Origin of the sequence: Parabacteroides chongii (genome assembly GCF_029581355.1) — a bacterium.
GTDB classification, from domain to species: domain Bacteria; phylum Bacteroidota; class Bacteroidia; order Bacteroidales; family Tannerellaceae; genus Parabacteroides; species Parabacteroides chongii.
Map to the genome: position 1 here is coordinate 1,634,209 of NZ_CP120849.1, position 18,100 is coordinate 1,652,308.

The window sequence follows — 18,100 nt, forward strand, 5'->3', positions numbered from 1 at the left end:
CTAATACTATTTTTTCTTTATAGCATACTTACGTGATAAGAGCGAACCTACAGCACAAATTACAAATAGAATTCCAGTAGAATAACAAGTGTTTCCTATTCCTGTTAAAGGTGAAACTAAACCGCCTAATGCAAAAGAAACAGCTCCAAGTAATGCAGAGGCACTACCTGAATGTTGGCGACCAAATTCCATAGATAATGCTGTTGAACAAGTGAAGCATAGGCCTAAAGACAACAGAATGCCTATAAGTAGAAGTTCATATACCCAAAAATTACATCCGTAGATTAGAGCAATTGCTTCTGAAACTGCAAATAACAACAATCCATAACAACCCCACATCGTTCCTTTCTCTATTTGCTTGAATTTTGCACCAACAGATGCTGACACAACAATTGCAACTGCATTCATTCCAAAACAGAGACTGAATTGTTCAGGGGTGAAACCGAAATATTGCTGCATTATAAAAGGGGCTGAGGCTATATTAGTAAAGATTGCAGCTTGGGCAAACCCAAGCTGCAACATATAGCCCATGTAAGAACGATTCTTCAGTAAAGGTTTATAGTCAGAAATAGTATGAAGGAAAGTAGACTGAAGACGCCTTTCCACGGGCAATGATTCTCGGAAAAAACATACAGCGATTAATAGAACTACACCTATGCCAAGCAATACAGCAAATATGCCTTCCCAACCCGTTGTCTTCACCATCATACCACCAATAACAGGTGCCAGTACAGGTGCAAAACCGTTAATAGAACCCACAACAGCCAGCATCTTCGCCAGTTGATGCCCATCGTAGAGATCGGTAGCGATTGAACGTGCAATGACAATGCTTCCCGAAGCCGCCATACCCTGAAACAATCTGAATAATACGAATAAGCAAATTGTATCGGAATACAAACAGAATAAGGTAGATAGAATATAAAATAGTATCGTACCTACTAATAAAGGTTTACGCCCATAACGATCACTTAACGGACCGAATGCCAGTTGTCCTAATCCTAATCCGACCATACAACATGTCAAACTGAGCTGTACCATGGAGGCTGACGTATCAAATGATTCCATCATGGCAGGCAGAGCAGACAAATACATATCTGTTACAAAGGGGCCAAAAGCTGTTAGCATTCCTGATAAAAACGTAACAAATAAGGTGTACTTAAAATTCCGCACACCTATGCTATGATTTACCAGATTCATAAAGTACCTCCTCCTAAGGCATGATAAAGAGTTATGACAGATTGTAACTGAGTAAACTTATCCGTAGCCATGCTTAAACGGGCAGTCAACAGAGACTGCCGGGCAGTCAGCAATTCCAGATAAGTAGCATTTCCTGTCTGATACAACGATTCGGATGTCTGCACAGAACGCTCCAGTTCCTTGCATTGCTGACTATGGAATTTCCACATACGACCGGCTGACTCTACCGCATAGAGCGCATTGTTCACTTCCTCTCCTGCATCCAATAAAGTTTGCTTATAAGACAATAAAGCTATCTGTTCTTCTGATTTGGAAACCCGTAAGTTAGAAACTAACTTACCCCGGTTGAAAAGAGGCTGGGTTAAACTACCCAATGCTGATAGAATCCAGCCACTCGGATTTGCGATAACCTGTCCCAACGAATTGGTCCACCCGGCTTCACCACTCAATGTCAGATTGGGATAAAATGCCGATCGTGCCTGATTGGTATTGTAATAAGCACTGGCTAAAACCATTTCAGCCTGTACTACATCAGGACGTTTCGAAAGCAGCCGCAAGGGAATACCTATATTATAATGTTGCGGAAACTCTTGGGCTGACAAACTTGAACGCTTGATGGTTTGGGATGTCTTTCCCAAAAGCGTACATAGGCTGTTTTCTGCCTCTCGCTGCTGACGCAACAAATCATTATGGGTAGCTTCCAATTCATATAAACTGGCACGAGCTTGTGTTACGGCATTTTCCGTTTCCTCACCTATTTTCCATTTCGCTTCCATCAGTCTCACTTGTTCTTTCCAAACTTCTAAAGTCTTCTGACTTAAAGTTATTTGCTCATCCAATAGTAATAAAGTGTAATACCCATTGGCTATGTTAGCTATCAACTCAGAACGAACTGCCTGCTGGTAAGCTTGCTGTTGCAGCAAAGAGGTATGGCTGCCCTTCTTGGCATTTCTCAGATTTCCAAACAAATCAATTTCCCAACTTGCCTGAACTGGCAATTCATACGATTTTACAGTTTTTCCTCCATCAGTGCTGGTCAGTGTCCCTTGAGGAGATAAGGACAATGACGGAAGAAATGCAAGACGAGCCGACATAAGCTGTGCTTTGGCCTGTTCCGTGCGAAGCATAGCTATTTGTATGTCTGTATTGTGTTGTAAACCATATTCTATCCACAACTGCAACTGCTCATCCTGAAATAAATCTTGCCAGGATATATCACCCAACGTAACTGAATCATTGGATGTTATTTCTATTGAGTCACGATAAAGGCTGTCAACAGGCAATCCTTCCGGACGTTTATAATTCTGATAAATGTGACAACTGCTCAATAGAGTCACACATGCCAAACAATATCCTATTCTTTTCATAAAATTCTATCTTCTTTTCGTTTACCCATTACCCGCTCTTCCAAATACTGAAATGTGATGAAAAATACAGGCGTAACAAATAATAAAGCGATGGTGCCTATCAGCATTCCACCAACTGTTCCTACACCTAATGACGTGTTTCCATTGGCACCAACTCCAGATGCAAACATCAGTGGAAGCAGACCGAATATCATGGTAAGCGCTGTCATCAGAATGGGTCGGAGGCGCACTCCTGCAGCTGATACCGCAGCTTGTGTAAGTGACATGCCTTCTTTTCTTCGTTCGGATGCATATTCTGTCAGAAGAATGGCTGTTTTAGAAAGCAATCCAATCAGCATAATCAAACCGGTTTGTAGGTAGATATTATTTTCGACACCCCATAATCGGGCAAATAGGAAACTTCCCATCAAGCCAAATGGTACTGAAAGAATTACAGCCATCGGGATAAAAAGACTCTCATAAAGAGCACAAAGAATCAAATAAATGAACAATATACAGACTCCATAGATAATAACGGTGTCATGCGAATCACTCATCTGTTTTTCTTCGCGTGTCATACCCGAAAACTCATAGCCGTAGCCTGTAGGCAAGGTTTGAGCCGCCACTTCATTAACAGCCCGGATTACATCACCCGAACTGTAACCGGTTGCAGGCATTCCTTGTATATTGATGGAAGAAAACATGTTGAAACGTGTCAGTGATTCAGAACCGTAAGTTTTTGTCAATGTAACAAACTGGCTGACCGGTGCCATGCCCCCTGAAGTCTTGACATAAATATTATCCAAAGACTGGATACTATTCCGGCTGTCTGAAGGAGCCTGCAAGATAACTCTATACAATTTGGTAAAACGGTTGAAGTTGGAGGCATACACGCTTCCCATATAGCCAGACAATACAGACAGTACTTCTTCGGTAGTTGTACCGGCACGTTGACACTGCGCCTCGTCTACATCCACTCGGTACTGGGGGAAATCAGCACTGAAGGAAGTGTAGGCCATTTGCACTTCAGGACGCTGGTTCAAGACTTCTAAAAATCGATTGGCCACTTCACTTAAAGCCTCAATACCTTTTCCGGAACGGTCTTGCAGATATAATTCAAAACTGTTTCCTGTACCATATCCGGAAATCATAGGCGGAGAAAATATAAAAATCTTCGCATTCTTTACGTGAGCTGTACGGCGATAGATTTCGGCAGAAATGGCATCCACACTCCCTGCTTCCGTCTTCCGCTCATCCCAATGTTTTAATTTTATAATGAACATGCCATGAGAGGCTCCACTGCCTGAACCCATACCAAAACCTGCCACTTTATTGAAGCTGTCGATGTGAGGTATTTCTTTCAATTCTTCTTCTATTTCATTCATAATGCTCAGTGTTTCCGAAAGTGAACTGCCAGCCGGAGCATCCATGCTAATGAAAATAGAACCTGTATCTTCAGATGGAACCAGACCGGTTTTAGTGGTTCCCATCAAATAAACCAGCAAAAGTACTGAAGCAACCAAAACTCCCCATGCCTGCCATTTACGTTTAATGAAATATTTAGCTCCAATTTTATATTTTAATACGATGCGACGGAAGGCACTGTCAAAAGCCAGCCGGAAACGAGTGGAAAACTCTGGTTTACGTCCTTCTATAAGCATTTCATTGGGTCGTAGGATTAAGGCGCAAAGGGCAGGGGAAAGGGTCAGGGCATTGACGGCGGAAATACCCACTGCAACAGCCATCGTGATACCAAATTGGGTATAAAATATTCCCGAAGTACCGCCCATAAATGAGACAGGGACAAACACAGCCATAAATACCAGGGTGGAGGTAACAATAGCCGATGAAATACCTCCCATAGCATTGACAGTGGCCTGATAAGGTGAACGGTATCCTTCGTCAAAGCGAACCTGAACCGCTTCCACTACAATGATAGCATCATCCACAATGGTACCAATAGCCAACACCAAGGCGAAGAGAGTCAGCAAGTTAATACTGAAACCAGCCACATACAATACAGCAAATGTACCAATCAATGATACAAAAATGCTGATGGTAGGAATCAGGGTGGAACGAGGGTTCTGCAAGAATATATACACCACCAACACTACCAAAATAATGGCCTCAATCAGCGTTTTGATAACTTCATGAATAGAAGCATCCAAAAAGTTTTTAGTACTCATGAGTTCCACAACTTCCACATCTTCAGGCAGTGATTCTTTCAACTCCTCCAAGTAACGGTCAATTTCTGTAATGATCTCATTGGCGTTGGTTCCTGCCATCTGATTAATCATACAGGTACTTCCCGGACACCCATTGACTGTTCCCGAATAGGAGTAACTTTGCGCACCCAGCTCTACAGTAGCTATATCCTTCAATTTCAGTACCCGCCCGTCTGCATAAGCTTTTATGACAATTTCTTCAAACTCCTTTTCCGTTTCCAGGCGTCCCCGGTATTTTAATGTATATTGGTAGACATTTTGGGAATCTTCACCAATAGCTCCTGCGGCAGCCTCTATGTTTTGACTGGCTAAAGCCGATTCAACATCACTGGGAACCAACTCATATCTGGCCATTATATCGGGTTTTAACCAAATACGCATGGCATAAGCTCCTCCCATTACATTTACTTCACCTACACCCGAAATGCGTTGAATCTGTGGCTTTACGTTTATGTTCAGATAGTTTGTCAGAAAATTTTCATCATACGTCCCTTTCGGACTGTATAAGCCAAATATTTTCAACATACTACTTTGCCGCTTCATGGTGGTTACTCCTACTTTGGTAACTTCAGCCGGTAGTAGTGAAGTAGCTGATGATACTTTATTTTGTACGTTGACAGCAGCCATGTCAGGGTCAGTTCCCTGCTTAAAATAAACTGTTATTTCCGCACTGCCCGTATTGCTGGCTGTAGAAGTCATGTAGGTCATATTTTCGACTCCATTTATAGCTTCTTCCAAGGGTACAATTACGCTTTTCTGTACCGCTTCGGCATTGGCACCACTATAGGTGGTAGAAACCCGGATGGTAGGCGGTGCAATATCTGGATACTGTTCAACAGACAAAGCATATAGACCGATTAATCCCGCCACAAAAATGACTACAGAAATCACCATGGACAAAATGGGACGGTCAATAAAATGTTGCAGTTTCATAAGCTTTCCTCCTTCTTTTCCGACTCATCAGCCACTGGTGATTGTACCAATGTGCCTTCTTTTAACAAACCTGCTCCTTCTGCTACAATCACATCTCCGATCTTCAAACCTTCTTCCACGATATATTCGGATCCGTTATTTAATTCATATACTTGAATAGGAGTGGAAACAGCTTTGCCATCCACAACTTTATAAGCAAAAATACGGTTTTGAATATCGTAAGTGCCTTCTTGAGGTACAACCACGCATTGCTTACGCTCATAGGGTATGACCACATTGGCAGATCCTCCACTTAAAATACGCCTGTCCGGATTATCAAACACAGCCCGTAAGCTGACTGTTCCTGTGACCTTGTCAATGATACCACTCACGACATCCACTTTCCCCTGTAGCGGATAAATGGAATGGTCGTTCAATTCCAGTGACACCGGAGGGAATGTAGCTAACAGACTATCCAATGTGCTGTATTGAGACATCATAGACAACACTTGCTTTTCAGATAATGAAAAATAAGCATACATCTGAGAATTATCAGAGACTCGAATAAGCGGTTCTGTCATAGAAGCACTGACCAAAGCCCCTATACGGAAAGAAGTCATCCCGGCATATCCGTCCACCGGGCTTTTTACTTCGGTATAGGAAAGATTATTGGCAGCATCCTTCAACTCAGCTTGAGCCTGCATCAGGGTAGCTTTTGCACTTTTATAATTGTTCCGGGCCGTGCGAAGCTCATATTCGGAAATCACGCGGTCACGGTACAAAAGTTCTTTGCCTTCCAGAGTCTGTTTGGCTGTGGCTTCATTGGCTTCAGCCGTAGCCACAGCTGCTTCTGCTTTTAACAAAGCTGCTTGATAAGGGACTTGATCTATTACAAAAAGTACTTGTCCTTTTCGAACCTTAGCCCCTTCTTCCACGCAAACTTGTGTAATCGTACCCGACACCTGGGGACGAACTTCAACATCTTGTTTGCCTTCTACAACAGCTGAATACTTTACCGAGAAAGTTCTGGTTTCCGGTTTCAAGGTCAGCAAGGGATAATTCACCTGATTCCCACGTACCTGCTCCTTTTGATGGCAACTTTGCAACCAGCAGGCACACAATCCTAATACTAAAAATCTACTTACCTTCATATAATACTATTATTAAATTTTGCGTCAAAATTAGGAATGATTAAAAACAGAGCTGTTATTCAAATAACGCCAGCATTTGTCCATTTGAGACATAATCAACTAAAATTAGCAATTGAATGATTTTATAACATTATCCAGCTTTTAAAACGATTGAAAAACACTAAATTTGCATTTATAAAGTTCCCGATGTATGAATCTACAAGAATTATTTCCCAGATTTTCTCCTAGTCGGATGTTATCCAACCAGGTACTATTAATTGTTGGTCAAGAATTAAAACAATTGATAAGCCAAAGCATTGAAGGCTGTCGAGTATTTATATTGGTATGTAGTGGCAAAATAAACCTCTCTATTGATAGTCGTTCTTATAATATGGAGGAAAATGATTTTATGGATGTGCTCGAAGGTGTTCCCATCCACTTTAAATCTTGCAGTGACGATCTGCATGCTTATTGTCTTTTTCCCAATTATAAGTTTGCGCGTAACTCTCTAAAACTCTTTCGACCAGGACCGGAAAATTATTTTCTAGAACGAACAAAGTTTCCTATCTTACATCTTACTGAGGAAGAAGCACATCGTATTCAACAGCAAATGGTCTTGTTAAAAGAAAGTTTGGAATCATTACAGCATTACTATCGAAATGATTTAGTACAGACTTACTTCCGTAGTTTCATGTTGGAAGAAGGAAATCTCATGTTTTCACGTGCTAATGCAATGACTGCCGGAAACACGCTGATTATTAACAAAAAAGACATCTTGTTAATGAATTTCATGAAATTGATTTGGGAAAATGCCATTACAGAACATGGTGTCGCATTCTATGCTGATAACTTGTGTGTTTCAACCAAGCACCTGACTCGATTGACGAAAGAAGCGTTTAAACAGACACCCCACGAAATGATATGCAAAGAAATCATTCATCATGCTTTGGACATGTTGGATAATCATGAGATAAGTATCCAGCAAATATCCGAAGAACTAAATTTTGCAGATATGGCATCTTTCAGCAAATTCTTTAAAAAGCATATGCAGGTATCACCTGTCGCTTATCGTCAACTTCATTTGTCTTAGACAGTTATCATATGTTTCCTGCCATGAAGTTTTCATTTGTGAGGTTATTGGAAATCATGTTTGTGCTTATGCCACCGCTCCTTTGCAAGATGATTTTTTGGTTTTACCAAATTGCTTCCATAAAACTTGCTTTTAAGACTGACATCGTAGATTGGGACAAAGGTTTCTTTGCTACTTTCTTTTCCGCCCTATGCTCATGAAAGAAAGTAGGCGGCTCTCGCCGCCCACCACTCAAAAATGCGTGTAAAGTCCTGTCACCATAGTGAATACCTCTTCCAGCATATCACAATATACGCCTTCGTGCGTGGCTATGTCCGTTTTCCTGCACTCAAAGGTCTTTTTGTTGAAGGTCTTGCGGTAGAAACGCATATTATATAAATCTGCTCCCGCATCGTAGATAATGTCAAGGCGGTTGGCACTCGTCTTGTTACGTGCAAGGCTCATGCGCAAGCCGTTACCCATATCAATGAAATCCTTGCTTCCCGTCATAGTGGCAAAGCGTCTGCCACCAATCTGCTTCCAAATGGTCTTAGCTATCATGTTTTCAAGTCTTTATGGTTGGCGGTGTGAACACCGCCAACTTGTTCAACATTCGGTTATCTCGGAAATGGGTGTATGTCGTTTCAACCATTCCAACAGACACTCCATATTGTACTCGCTTGTTATGACTGCCGTGTAGGTGTCAATGGCGGTAAACCTGCTGCTCTCATAGTTGTCTATCCATCCCTTTAGGCTGTCCGTTCCCCACGCTTTGGCATCCTCGAAAATACTGTCCAATACCTTGATAGGCTCGCCAAACTTGACAATCGTAGTCTGATAGATTACGCTCATTTCTTGTCCTCCTTTCTGCTTTTAGCCATAAGCCACTTGTCCCTTTCTGCTCGGCACTCGCCCAATGTGGGCTTCACACAAGAGAAAAGTTCTCCGTCCGTGTGATGACGGTAGTCGTACTGCACAAGGGTGCGTCTTTTCCTGCCGTAACCTAATTGGAAACTTTCATACTTTTCCGTACCTGCCGTTTGGCAGGTACTCACTCCATTGATGGTCATTCGTGTACTCATATCATTTACTTTTGAATAAATCTTTCCAAATACTTCTCTTGTATGCCGAGTGCTTCGGCATAGATACTTAATTGGACTGCATAACGGGTATTGTAATAACTCCTTTCCATTTCGTTTGTGGATAATCCGATATGTTCCCTTATATCGTTCAAATGTCTTTTGACAATATGCTTGTAGTAGCGGTTTCTTTTTTCTCTTTCGTTGGTCATAATTCCATTCTGTTTATAGGTTAAAAATGTACTGACAGCACTCTGTTCTGCATCACCATTTCGGGGTCGCTCGTGTAGCGTTGGTGCATATAGAAATGGTGTGAGCCGAAGCCGTAAAGGAAGAACTTGTCAAGTTCGTGCTTCTCGGCAAAGTCCTTTACGCTTCGCCTTAACTGCTCCTCACTCGTTGCAAGAGTGAGAAGGTTTACAAATTCAAGGAACATCTTTGGGATTGTATCATCCCAAAGACAAACCATACTTTCAATTCTTACTTCCATATTGTTCAATATTATAGGTTTATATTATGCCGCTTTCATCCGTTCACGGATAAGGTTGGCGTTCTTGTTCACAAGGTCTATGATACGCTCGTGATATTCGGTGTCTTGGTTGTACTTGCCGTGACACTGCACAACTTTGAAGGTGCGCAAGTCCACCTCAACGGTTTCAATTATCTCACCGCCAATCCTTGCCGAGAGTATGAGGGTGTCGGCTTTCTTATAGTATTCACTGCCGAACACGCAGATGTTCTGCGTCTTGCCCTCGTTGTAATACTCGTCTATGCTTTCAAGCACCTTGACGATTATTTCCTCGTCAGTGATTACCAATCCGAAGAATTTGGATTTGTTGGCGATGAAATCCTCCGCATCTTTCTTTTGTTGGAGTTGTCGCTGCTGCTCACGCTCACGCTTTTCAATCTCCCACCTGCGCTGTCGCTCAATCCGTTCCTTCTCATGTATGGCTTCAATCTTTCGGGTTGCCTTATCGTGTGCCACCATGAAATCTTCGGGACAAATGTTCTTCGAGTTACGGAGGTCTTGACCGAGTTTTTTGAGCATACGTAGATAGTCGCACCACATGGAGAGGTTGTGTATCTGATATTTATGACGTTTGGCAATCAGATATGACGCCCAACATTCATCGGCTATCATTGGATTGAAAAGAAAGTATTTCATATCCTCAATCTCACCGCCTTTCATAAGGGTTTCAATTCTTGGGTCTGAAAGCAAAGCCTTGAAAAGACGCACGGGGGAAATTCCGTGAAAATCGCCCTTGAAACCATTGCGTCTGAGTTGGGGCAATATCTTCATATTGGGGTACACATTCCCCCACACCACCACATCATCATAAAGGCTGTTGTGTGGTCTGACCTCCATATTACTATCCAAAGCCCATACATCGCAATAGCAGAAAGCGAAGCCACGAAGCAGAGCCATGTCAGTGATGATACCTTTGGGTGAAATCCAACGCTGCACAACCTCGTGGCAGTAGAATTTCATCGGCTCGCCTTTCCTGCTCTCGCATCTGACCTGTGCCACACGGATTAACTGATAGCCTTTGCAGGTGGTTATCACGCTGAAATACTGCGTTTCCTTGTGAGTGCGCTTTCGGGTGTCTCGCACTTTGAGTTCTGTACGGCATTGGGGGCAGGTACAACCATCAAGGCTATCGCATAATCCGCTGTTGCTGTGCCACTCGTGACCGCAGTCGGAACAAGTGATGTTTCCTTTCTTGGTGCGGTAGCCGATATGTTCAACACAATGGCGGTATGCCCAATCAATTTGTGTCGCGGATATGGGGCGAAGGTTGGTGGAAAGTCTTGCCACCTCTTTTTGTATGCGTGTCTTGGGTTTCATAATCAAAAGTCAAATAGGGAGGGTTGTACAATAGTTTCTTTTTTCGCTGCCGGTCTGTTGCGGTTCTGCAACTTGCGGACTTCCTCTTCTTGATATTTTTGGATAGCCTTCTGCCGTGCTTCCGCCTTTTCCTCTGCCGTGAGTTCCACAATATGGTTCACCGCCACTTGGCAGTTCATCGGTTTGCCCACTTCTATCTCGTTTTCTTCATAGTAGTGGATGGCTTGCCCGAATATCTCTCCGTCCGTGAAGCCGTTGCAACCGCTGTTCTTCACATAGTTCAGAATGTAGGTCACGCAGTCGTCTATGTTCTTGGCAGGGTTGCTGAAACTTTTGGCAAAGAGTTGGTCTTCCTCTGCACGTTGCTCCAAGTACATCTGTATCGTTTTCTTAAAATGGTCAGTTCCTTTCATATCGCTGTCGTTTTAGATTGTTTCTTTCAGTATCTCTCTCCAATAGGTCGGCTCCACTTCGCTCAATAGGAATTCGGTAAAATCCTTTCGGGTGTCCTTGTTCAGTTCGTGGTAGAGTTTACGAAACACGGATATATTGCCGTTGATGTATGTTTCCACCATATACTCGAAGATGTTGTCCACCTCATAGTATCTGCACTGCTGTGCTGCTGTCTTGCTGTTTCTCTTTGCCATATCGGTAAGTATTAAAGGGTGAATAACCAAAGGATAAGACCGAAGAAGGCAATGGTGGAAAGGATAGCCACGATTATACCTATTGCCACTCGGAACAATCCGTTTACAATCTCTGAAATGATGCCCAAGAGGATGCCGAACATCCCAAAGGCGGTGCGCACGATTAAACCGCATACTGCAAGTCCTATGTTCTGCGCCACTTGTCTGAAATTTGCCGTTGCTGTCATATCTACGTTGTTTTTGATTTTTTTTGTTTTTAATGCGGATTCAAGAGCTGAGGGAGTTGAGTTTCAAACTATCTTATCTGCCTCTCGTTTATCCGACATTTTTTTTAATGCGTCTTTCTGTCGCATCGGTCGTTTTCGTTTCGGGTGCTCAAAAAGGTAGGGATTAGGGGATGCAAGGTTTTTCGGAAAAATACTACCCGCAGGGCTGGAGATTTTTCCAGAAAACAGGAGGCTTGACCTTGCATTCCCGTAAAATCCCGGAATTACCTTTGCGCCCAGAACGAAAATGACTGACTGATGCGGCTACTGAAAGGCGTAAAAATGGAGGTAAACGGAAGTAAAGGCAGATTCGAGAGAAAACTTCAGAGAGAAATCCACAAAAAGAAGAAAAGACAAAGAGAAAGGAAATACTGCCGGAAGCGTGAAACCGGGCAAACCATATGCAAGGAAGTATGGTTTATCCGTCTGACCAAACCCGTTTGGTCGGGCAAATAAACCATTCTTCCCGATTTGCCTGCTGTGGGTGACGGCTTGTCCCATTTATGGGCGGGCGGTCACATGCAGCTTTCCGCTACCGGCTCAAAAAAACAGCAAAAAGAAAAAATCTCAGAAAATCCGTAAAAGCACCTTTGCGGCATAAGCCCTAAAGAAATGGGCCTTGCTTCATCAGTCTAAACTTGTTGTTTAGGCATGAGGCAAAGCCCTTTTCTTCGCTTATGCGGATAGTCGGGACATGGTTGTCAAAACTTGTTTTGGCGATGGTGTGCCGACGAAATAAAACCGCTTTTACGGAAAAGCCAAATTAGAGTGAAAAAAGTAGGGAGATTCTGTCGTAATCTCCAGTTTTATTTATACTTTTGTACTTGAAGAGTTCTTTGAAGGTTACGCAACGCGCAGAAGTATATTTAAGGAGATAACTCTCTTATTCGTAACCTATTACCATAATGAGCGAATAACCTATGCTCATTTTCAATATCTTAGACCTTTTTCATAACTTCCGTGTGCCATTTATTATCTACGTATTTGCCCGTATGCAAATCCTGGATACCTTGTTCGCCGTAGACAGCCTGTTTTCCGTCGTTTATCATGGCTTGGTCATACAAGCGCATAAAATCTTCAGCACCTACGAAGTCGAGTTTGAACTGTGGATTCTGTATACCGATATTACTTGAAAATTCAACGGTAGGGCGTTCTGTTGCTTTCGCTCCCTTGGTTGTTACCAAAATGACACCGTTGGCAGCACGTGAACCGTAGATAGCTGCAGAAGCGGCATCCTTCAAGATGGATACACTTTCTATATCGTTAGGATTCAGTGTATAAATATTGCCAGGTATACCGTCAATAAGTACCAGTACACCGGAACTACTGCCGATAGTAGATGTTCCACGAATATTGATACTTGCCCCTGAACCGGCTGCACCACTTCCCTTAGTGACTACCATACCCGGTACAGATCCTGCCAGCAACTCTTGTACATTTGTTACAGGGCGGGCTTTTAAAACCTCGTCTGCTTTTACAGTTCCGATCGATCCGGTCAGGTTTACTTTCTTTTGTGTACCGAATCCGACAACGACAACTTCATCAATAGCTTGTGTATCTTCTTTTAGAATGACTTTTATGCTGGTTTGTTTTCCGGCTCTGATCTCTTGTGGAGTATAACCGATGTATGAAATGACAATAATGTCATTATCCGATATATTTTCCAGGCTGAAATTACCGTCGACGTCAGTGATCGTTCCGTTAGTAGTACCTTTTATGGAAACATTTGCACCGATCACAGGCTCTCCGTTATTATCTTTCACTGAACCTGTAATCTTTTTATTTGACTGCAGGCTGTTGTTTACGGCATCCGAATGACTGTTTTTAGATAACAAAATGTATTTGTTGGTGAATTCGTAACTGATGTCTGTACCTTCGAATGCATCCTTTAGATACGAGATAACTTTTCCTGACTTATTTTGGACTTTTATTGTTCGTTCAGTATCTACTTCCCGGTTACGAAATACCACCAGATAGTCTGTTTGTTTCTCTATCTGATTGATGAGTTGCCCAATGGATATCACATTTGTTTCCAGTTTCATAATGGCATTTTGTGCTTCTGTATTTGTTGCCATAAGTTGAAAAATACAGACGAATAGCATGAATAACGATATTCTCATGATTCTAAAATATTCTTTAAAGTGTTGATCATGTACAATAAAGAGTGGTAACAAAGTTTTTATTTTCATATCTTTGCTAATAATTAAGTGAATACTAAAAATTTTTGACTTGATGTGTTTACTTGATTGCCAACGGCGGATGTTACAGCATCTGCCGTTTTCGCTTCTAAAAGTGTTTCTTCATAGGCATATTGTTTTAATGATTAGACATATTATCTGCTTAATGTGAAAATATTATTTTCATCATCTCTGCTGATTTTGAATTTGTGTATTCGTTGTATCATATGTAGGATTTCATCGATACCATCCCTCTGACGAAATTTACCGGTGTATTCCCAGCTGTATATCGATTGATCCTTAACGATGATCTTTACATCATAATAGAGTTCCAGCTTCTTCAATATATCGATAAGCGGCTCATTGATGAAGCTATATATTCCGTCTCTCCATAAAAAATAATCTGCATGGGGTAAGGAACCTATTTTCATTTGATTTCCTTTTATCGTCACTTGCTCTTCAGGTTTAAGGGTAACTCCTTTGGATTCTGCATCCGGAAAATATACTTTTAATCCTCCTTCGAGGAGGCTTGTTTGAATAGTCTCTTTTCCCGGATAACTGTAAACATTGAATTTTGTACCCAAAACTTTCATTTCTACTCCCTGCGAAGATACAATAAACGGCTTTTCCGGATTTTTAGCGACATCGAAAAAGGCTTCTCCTTCTACGGTTACTCTTCTTTCTTTTCCGGAGAATAGAGCAGGGTAAGTCAATTTGGTCTGAGAATTTAACCAAACTTCCGTACCGTCCTGTAGCGTCAATCGTACTCGTTGTCCGGCGGGTACATAAAGGGTATTCTCGATACTCGCCACAGGTTGCTGGATATCGGAATGACTGGAAGCAACCCAGTAAGTCGATAAAATCAGCAATGCAGCAGCTGCTGCATAACCAGTTGCATGCGATATGATTCTGCGTATCTTTTTCGTCCGGATGATTTTGTTAAACAGTATATAACCTTGCCTGTTCTCCTCTTTATCATTAGCCTGGTCGGAAAAATGCAATAGAGCATGCATGTTTTTATATTCGATGAATTGTCTTTTTAATTCATCATCAGCTTCTACCTGTCTTAAAAACTGCAATCTTTCTGTAGCATTAAGCTCTCCCTGAAAATATTTTATTATTTGTTCATCCATAATTTTGTCCTTGTATATAGTAGACACCTGAACAAAAGAAAATCGTTAAACAAAAAAGTAATTTTTTTTTCTGATTTCCTATAAAGAGAGGAGAAACAGCATTATCGGAAGGTAGTCTTTGAGCTCAGTTCTTAGTTTTTTATAGGCGATACCTATTTGAGTTCCAACGGTATTGATAGAAATATTCAGCTCCTGGGCTATCTCTTTCTGTTTTTTGCCTTCAATTTTACTCATGAAGAATATTGTCCTGCATTTTTCAGGAAGGGAGTCTAGTGCACGATTTATAATTTTTTCAATATCCTGATCAGAAAAAAGTTTATTGTCAAATGTTTCTAATGAGTCTAAATTCATTCGTAAAGAAATAAGGTATTCTTCCTGCATTTTTGTGGCTGTGTTCTGCACAACTATTTTATGGCGGATATGATTCAGGCATTTGTTTTTGATGGTAGTAAACAGATAAGCAATAAGATTCATATGCATATTGAGCATTTCTTTATTTTCCCAAAGTTCAACGAAGACATCCTGTACAATATTTTCGGCATCTTCATCCGAAATAACGTACTCTGTAGCAAAATGCTTCATTTTTGAGAAATAAGAGAGATAAATATCTTCGAATTTGATATTCTCCCTTTGTTCACCCAATGCCTTTATTTCCATTGATTAATAACTTTGTTCTAGAAGAACTGACTCTATTTTTTTAATGCAAATATAAGTCATTTATGAGATAAGTTCCTAATAGTGTGAGATAAATCATTTTATTCACGTAATAAAATACAAAGCCTTTTTTATTTTGGACCAATTTACATATTTCAGGATATCAATAATATAGCTACTTTTATGGATATAGTTCTTCTAGAACTAAGTCCGTTTTTGAATGTATAGTAGGATAGTTATATTTTGATAAATAGAAAATATCCGATTCATGTGAAAAATGAACCGGATATTGAATTATAGGAATAATATCTATTATCTTTAGAAGGATAGTTGTATAATACTATGTATACGAACCGGAGGAACAGATATAACATATTTTCCGTTTGCCTCTTTTACAGAAAGTTTCTTTCCTTCTGGCTGTAATGTTGCTTTTTTTATATTTTTATCCGTATTTATTGTTAGTTCAACAGGGCCTGTAGGAAGAACAGAATCATAAACAGATACCTGGCTATTGTTATGTTCTCCATCGATATTGATGATATTCACTATCCAGTCATTCTTTTTTTGATTTAAGACAAGGTGCATGCGACCGTTACCGCTGATTGTTGCCAATGGTTTGGAATGGAGCGTAGTTACAAGAGAATTAAATATTTGAGCCATATTTGCAGAACGGTTCTGTTGATAAGGATCAGACAGATCACAGTATATGGCGGCTATTTTTCCTCTCCCATAAGGACTGATAGTAGCCATTGGATAAGTCTCTTCCTGATTGTAGTAAGGATCATCACATGTTTTCATTATGCCGAAAGTTTTGGTTTGACTGCCGGGAATGACTTTTTGCCACCTGGTATTTAATGCTGCTTTCTGGCCATCTGCAAACAAGAATACATGACCGTTTTGTGTGAATTCTTCAGGCTTTATATCTGTTTCATTGCTAAAGGCCAGGCTGGCATCCACTCCGGTAATCAGAAGATTTCCACCGTTTTTCACATAATTCAAAATGATTTCTTTCATTTCTGACCCGACATCCGACCATTCAGGTAAGACAACCAGTGAATAATCGGTGATGTGATCTTTTAGATAATGATCCATTAATACTTCGACAGTCTGACGTCCGTCGAGTAACATATTGAGTGTTTCCGCCATCCGTTTGCTTTCTCCGCTGGTATATAAGCTCTTTTGTACCTTTTTCCATGCGTGGGTGGAATACCACAGGGCTATTTGCGGAATGGCTTTGCTTTGGTGACAATATGCTTGTCTTGCACGGCACCAGGCAGCCAGTTTTTTCATCTGGTCGAAATAAATTGTTTTTAAAGAACCATCCCTGTTTTGTTGATAGTAAGTTTGAAAACCTCCTCCCATGGCAATTACTTCGGCGGCTTCCTGTTGCAGCATGACCAATGATTTATTGGAAGGAAGAGTTTGGTTAAAATTAAATCCCCATGACATTAAATCCCACGGTTTTCCCTGTAATGCCAGGCAACGGGCTTCCCAAGCTGCGCTATAGACACCATTTTTTCCGGCGACATCACCCGAAAGAAAGTCGACAGGTGTGTCTATCTTCTCGGGCATCATAGAAGAATAAGACCAGTTACTTGTAATTTGGAATCCGGGATAGGCTTCATGAATGGCATCCATGTATTTTTTCATATACAAACGGAATGCTTTCCGGTTGAGTTCCAGAAATTCAGGATAACCCTCTTCTCCGTTTTTGGGCATTATCTTTTTGCCGGTTTCTTTTGTGTAGAACTGTTGCATATAGAGGGAATAGTCGGGTATGGCACTCCAGCAATCTCCGTCAATCCATGCCCCGTCAATACCTTTGGCTGCTATCTCTTTTAGTTGAGGAATTAGTAATTTGTCGGAATAAGGACCAAAATAAGCTGCTTTGTCCTGGTCATATGTGCCATCTTGATGTACAATGCCCCATTCCGGGTGTATTTGCATGGCGCGTGTGTCCCAAATCCCCGAGTAATGTACATACAAAGCAACGTTATGTTTCCGGGTTACTTTCCTGAATATGTCCAAAATGTCTTTTTCAAAACCAGGGGCCTGATTCCCTACTTGCGTTGGATAGCTGGAATAGCCTGCATGACCTTTACAGTCAACTTGGATATAATCAGGTTTGGTGAGTAAAAGCAGAGAATCGATCATTTCTTCCGTGAGTCTTTTACCTATCTCATTGCAATCCATACCTGCATGAAAATCAAAATGAAAACCCAGAAAACTTTCGCTTCTTTTTAATGTTTTCGAGGAACTATCCGGATGCTTTTCCGGTGAAAGGTCACGTGCCGACGTATTTATTCCTGCCGAAGACAGAATAAAGATACATAATAGAAAGAATAATTTTGTCTTCATGATATTCTGTTTTAAGGAGTTCTTTTATTCTTATTTCGTATATCCGGATAAAAAATTACCT

Annotated in this window: 18 protein-coding genes; 1 reads left to right on the forward strand and 17 read right to left on the reverse strand. The window is 41.2% G+C overall.

Annotation, left to right across the window (positions count from 1 at the left end; genetic code table 11):
- Window positions 1-6 precede the first annotated feature (6 nt).
- From P3L47_RS06245 to P3L47_RS06260, 4 genes are read right to left on the reverse strand one after another with little or no spacing between them, the layout of a single operon-like run.
- Window positions 7-1,197 (reverse strand): multidrug effflux MFS transporter, encoded by a 1,191-nt coding sequence (locus P3L47_RS06245; RefSeq protein ID WP_277783036.1) that lies wholly within the window; start codon window positions 1,195-1,197, stop codon window positions 7-9.
- Entirely contained in the window at window positions 1,194-2,564 is a 1,371-nt protein-coding gene (locus tag P3L47_RS06250; protein ID WP_277783037.1) for an efflux transporter outer membrane subunit, read from the reverse strand. The genes P3L47_RS06245 and P3L47_RS06250 overlap by 4 nt, the downstream gene beginning before the upstream one ends.
- Window positions 2,561-5,701, reverse strand: coding sequence for an efflux RND transporter permease subunit (locus P3L47_RS06255; protein ID WP_277783038.1), 3,141 nt, complete (start codon window positions 5,699-5,701; stop codon window positions 2,561-2,563). The genes P3L47_RS06250 and P3L47_RS06255 overlap by 4 nt, the downstream gene beginning before the upstream one ends.
- Complete coding sequence (locus P3L47_RS06260) at window positions 5,698-6,831, reverse strand: efflux RND transporter periplasmic adaptor subunit (RefSeq protein ID WP_277783039.1); 1,134 nt, start codon at window positions 6,829-6,831, stop codon at window positions 5,698-5,700. The genes P3L47_RS06255 and P3L47_RS06260 overlap by 4 nt, the downstream gene beginning before the upstream one ends.
- Before the next feature lie 190 nt (window positions 6,832-7,021).
- On the opposite strand from P3L47_RS06260, the gene P3L47_RS06265 reads away from it, so the two are divergent.
- Window positions 7,022-7,900: a helix-turn-helix domain-containing protein gene (locus tag P3L47_RS06265; RefSeq protein ID WP_254592843.1), complete on the forward strand. Its 879-nt coding sequence runs from the start codon at window positions 7,022-7,024 to the stop codon at window positions 7,898-7,900.
- Between the two features lie 231 nt (window positions 7,901-8,131).
- Here the strand turns inward: P3L47_RS06265 and P3L47_RS06270 are convergent, their stop codons facing one another.
- The 13 genes from P3L47_RS06270 to P3L47_RS06330 all read right to left on the reverse strand — a co-directional run bounded on the left by P3L47_RS06270 (window position 8,132) and on the right by P3L47_RS06330 (window position 18,039).
- Complete coding sequence (locus P3L47_RS06270; RefSeq protein WP_277783040.1) at window positions 8,132-8,440, reverse strand: hypothetical protein; 309 nt, start codon at window positions 8,438-8,440, stop codon at window positions 8,132-8,134.
- Between the two features lie 45 nt (window positions 8,441-8,485).
- Entirely contained in the window at window positions 8,486-8,731 is a 246-nt protein-coding gene (locus P3L47_RS06275; protein WP_174646416.1) for a DUF6956 domain-containing protein, read from the reverse strand.
- Complete coding sequence (locus P3L47_RS06280) at window positions 8,728-8,961, reverse strand: DUF3873 domain-containing protein (protein ID WP_277783041.1); 234 nt, start codon at window positions 8,959-8,961, stop codon at window positions 8,728-8,730. The genes P3L47_RS06275 and P3L47_RS06280 overlap by 4 nt, the downstream gene beginning before the upstream one ends.
- 5 nt (window positions 8,962-8,966) lie before the next feature.
- Complete coding sequence (locus P3L47_RS06285) at window positions 8,967-9,170, reverse strand: hypothetical protein (RefSeq protein WP_005642470.1); 204 nt, start codon at window positions 9,168-9,170, stop codon at window positions 8,967-8,969.
- Window positions 9,171-9,190: 20 nt separating this feature from the next.
- The gene (locus tag P3L47_RS06290; protein ID WP_156737564.1) at window positions 9,191-9,448 is read right to left on the reverse strand and encodes a hypothetical protein; all 258 of its coding nucleotides are present in this window, start codon (window positions 9,446-9,448) and stop codon (window positions 9,191-9,193) included.
- Window positions 9,449-9,472: 24 nt separating this feature from the next.
- Window positions 9,473-10,804, reverse strand: a complete 1,332-nt coding sequence (locus P3L47_RS06295; protein WP_277783042.1) for a PcfJ domain-containing protein — start codon at window positions 10,802-10,804, stop codon at window positions 9,473-9,475.
- A gap of 2 nt (window positions 10,805-10,806) precedes the next feature.
- Window positions 10,807-11,217 carry a PcfK-like family protein gene (locus tag P3L47_RS06300; RefSeq protein WP_134855715.1) on the reverse strand — a complete coding sequence of 137 codons (411 nt, stop codon included), beginning with the start codon at window positions 11,215-11,217 and terminating at the stop codon, window positions 10,807-10,809.
- Window positions 11,218-11,229: 12 nt separating this feature from the next.
- Complete coding sequence (locus P3L47_RS06305) at window positions 11,230-11,451, reverse strand: hypothetical protein (protein ID WP_277783043.1); 222 nt, start codon at window positions 11,449-11,451, stop codon at window positions 11,230-11,232.
- 11 nt (window positions 11,452-11,462) lie between these two features.
- Entirely contained in the window at window positions 11,463-11,678 is a 216-nt protein-coding gene (locus tag P3L47_RS06310) for a hypothetical protein (RefSeq protein ID WP_004320352.1), read from the reverse strand.
- A gap of 977 nt (window positions 11,679-12,655) precedes the next feature.
- Window positions 12,656-13,792, reverse strand: coding sequence for a carboxypeptidase-like regulatory domain-containing protein (locus P3L47_RS06315; protein WP_277783044.1), 1,137 nt, complete (start codon window positions 13,790-13,792; stop codon window positions 12,656-12,658).
- A gap of 257 nt (window positions 13,793-14,049) precedes the next feature.
- Window positions 14,050-15,027 carry a FecR family protein gene (locus tag P3L47_RS06320; protein WP_122362015.1) on the reverse strand — a complete coding sequence of 326 codons (978 nt, stop codon included), beginning with the start codon at window positions 15,025-15,027 and terminating at the stop codon, window positions 14,050-14,052.
- Between the two features lie 78 nt (window positions 15,028-15,105).
- Window positions 15,106-15,684 (reverse strand): RNA polymerase sigma-70 factor, encoded by a 579-nt coding sequence (locus P3L47_RS06325; protein WP_277783045.1) that lies wholly within the window; start codon window positions 15,682-15,684, stop codon window positions 15,106-15,108.
- A gap of 315 nt (window positions 15,685-15,999) precedes the next feature.
- Window positions 16,000-18,039, reverse strand: coding sequence for a beta-galactosidase (locus P3L47_RS06330; RefSeq protein ID WP_277783046.1), 2,040 nt, complete (start codon window positions 18,037-18,039; stop codon window positions 16,000-16,002).
- Window positions 18,040-18,100 lie beyond the last annotated feature (61 nt).

Excerpts from the sequence above, each read along its gene's own strand:
- P3L47_RS06260 (WP_277783039.1), bottom strand. The coding sequence starts at position 6,831 with ATGAAGGTAAGTAGATTTTTAGTATTAGGATTGTGTGCCTGCTGGTTG.
- P3L47_RS06325 (WP_277783045.1), bottom strand. The coding sequence starts at position 15,684 with ATGGAAATAAAGGCATTGGGTGAACAAAGGGAGAATATCAAATTCGAA.
- P3L47_RS06265 (WP_254592843.1), top strand. The coding sequence starts at position 7,022 with ATGAATCTACAAGAATTATTTCCCAGATTTTCTCCTAGTCGGATGTTA.
- P3L47_RS06275 (WP_174646416.1), bottom strand. The coding sequence starts at position 8,731 with ATGAGCGTAATCTATCAGACTACGATTGTCAAGTTTGGCGAGCCTATC.
- P3L47_RS06280 (WP_277783041.1), bottom strand. The coding sequence starts at position 8,961 with ATGAGTACACGAATGACCATCAATGGAGTGAGTACCTGCCAAACGGCA.
- P3L47_RS06245 (WP_277783036.1), bottom strand. The coding sequence starts at position 1,197 with ATGAATCTGGTAAATCATAGCATAGGTGTGCGGAATTTTAAGTACACC.
- P3L47_RS06295 (WP_277783042.1), bottom strand. The coding sequence starts at position 10,804 with ATGAAACCCAAGACACGCATACAAAAAGAGGTGGCAAGACTTTCCACC.
- P3L47_RS06310 (WP_004320352.1), bottom strand. The coding sequence starts at position 11,678 with ATGACAGCAACGGCAAATTTCAGACAAGTGGCGCAGAACATAGGACTT.
- P3L47_RS06330 (WP_277783046.1), bottom strand. The coding sequence starts at position 18,039 with ATGAAGACAAAATTATTCTTTCTATTATGTATCTTTATTCTGTCTTCG.
- P3L47_RS06320 (WP_122362015.1), bottom strand. The coding sequence starts at position 15,027 with ATGGATGAACAAATAATAAAATATTTTCAGGGAGAGCTTAATGCTACA.
- P3L47_RS06250 (WP_277783037.1), bottom strand. The coding sequence starts at position 2,564 with ATGAAAAGAATAGGATATTGTTTGGCATGTGTGACTCTATTGAGCAGT.
- P3L47_RS06315 (WP_277783044.1), bottom strand. The coding sequence starts at position 13,792 with ATGGCAACAAATACAGAAGCACAAAATGCCATTATGAAACTGGAAACA.
- P3L47_RS06300 (WP_134855715.1), bottom strand. The coding sequence starts at position 11,217 with ATGAAAGGAACTGACCATTTTAAGAAAACGATACAGATGTACTTGGAG.
- P3L47_RS06270 (WP_277783040.1), bottom strand. The coding sequence starts at position 8,440 with ATGATAGCTAAGACCATTTGGAAGCAGATTGGTGGCAGACGCTTTGCC.
- P3L47_RS06290 (WP_156737564.1), bottom strand. The coding sequence starts at position 9,448 with ATGGAAGTAAGAATTGAAAGTATGGTTTGTCTTTGGGATGATACAATC.
- P3L47_RS06305 (WP_277783043.1), bottom strand. The coding sequence starts at position 11,451 with ATGGCAAAGAGAAACAGCAAGACAGCAGCACAGCAGTGCAGATACTAT.
- P3L47_RS06255 (WP_277783038.1), bottom strand. The coding sequence starts at position 5,701 with ATGAAACTGCAACATTTTATTGACCGTCCCATTTTGTCCATGGTGATT.
- P3L47_RS06285 (WP_005642470.1), bottom strand. The coding sequence starts at position 9,170 with ATGACCAACGAAAGAGAAAAAAGAAACCGCTACTACAAGCATATTGTC.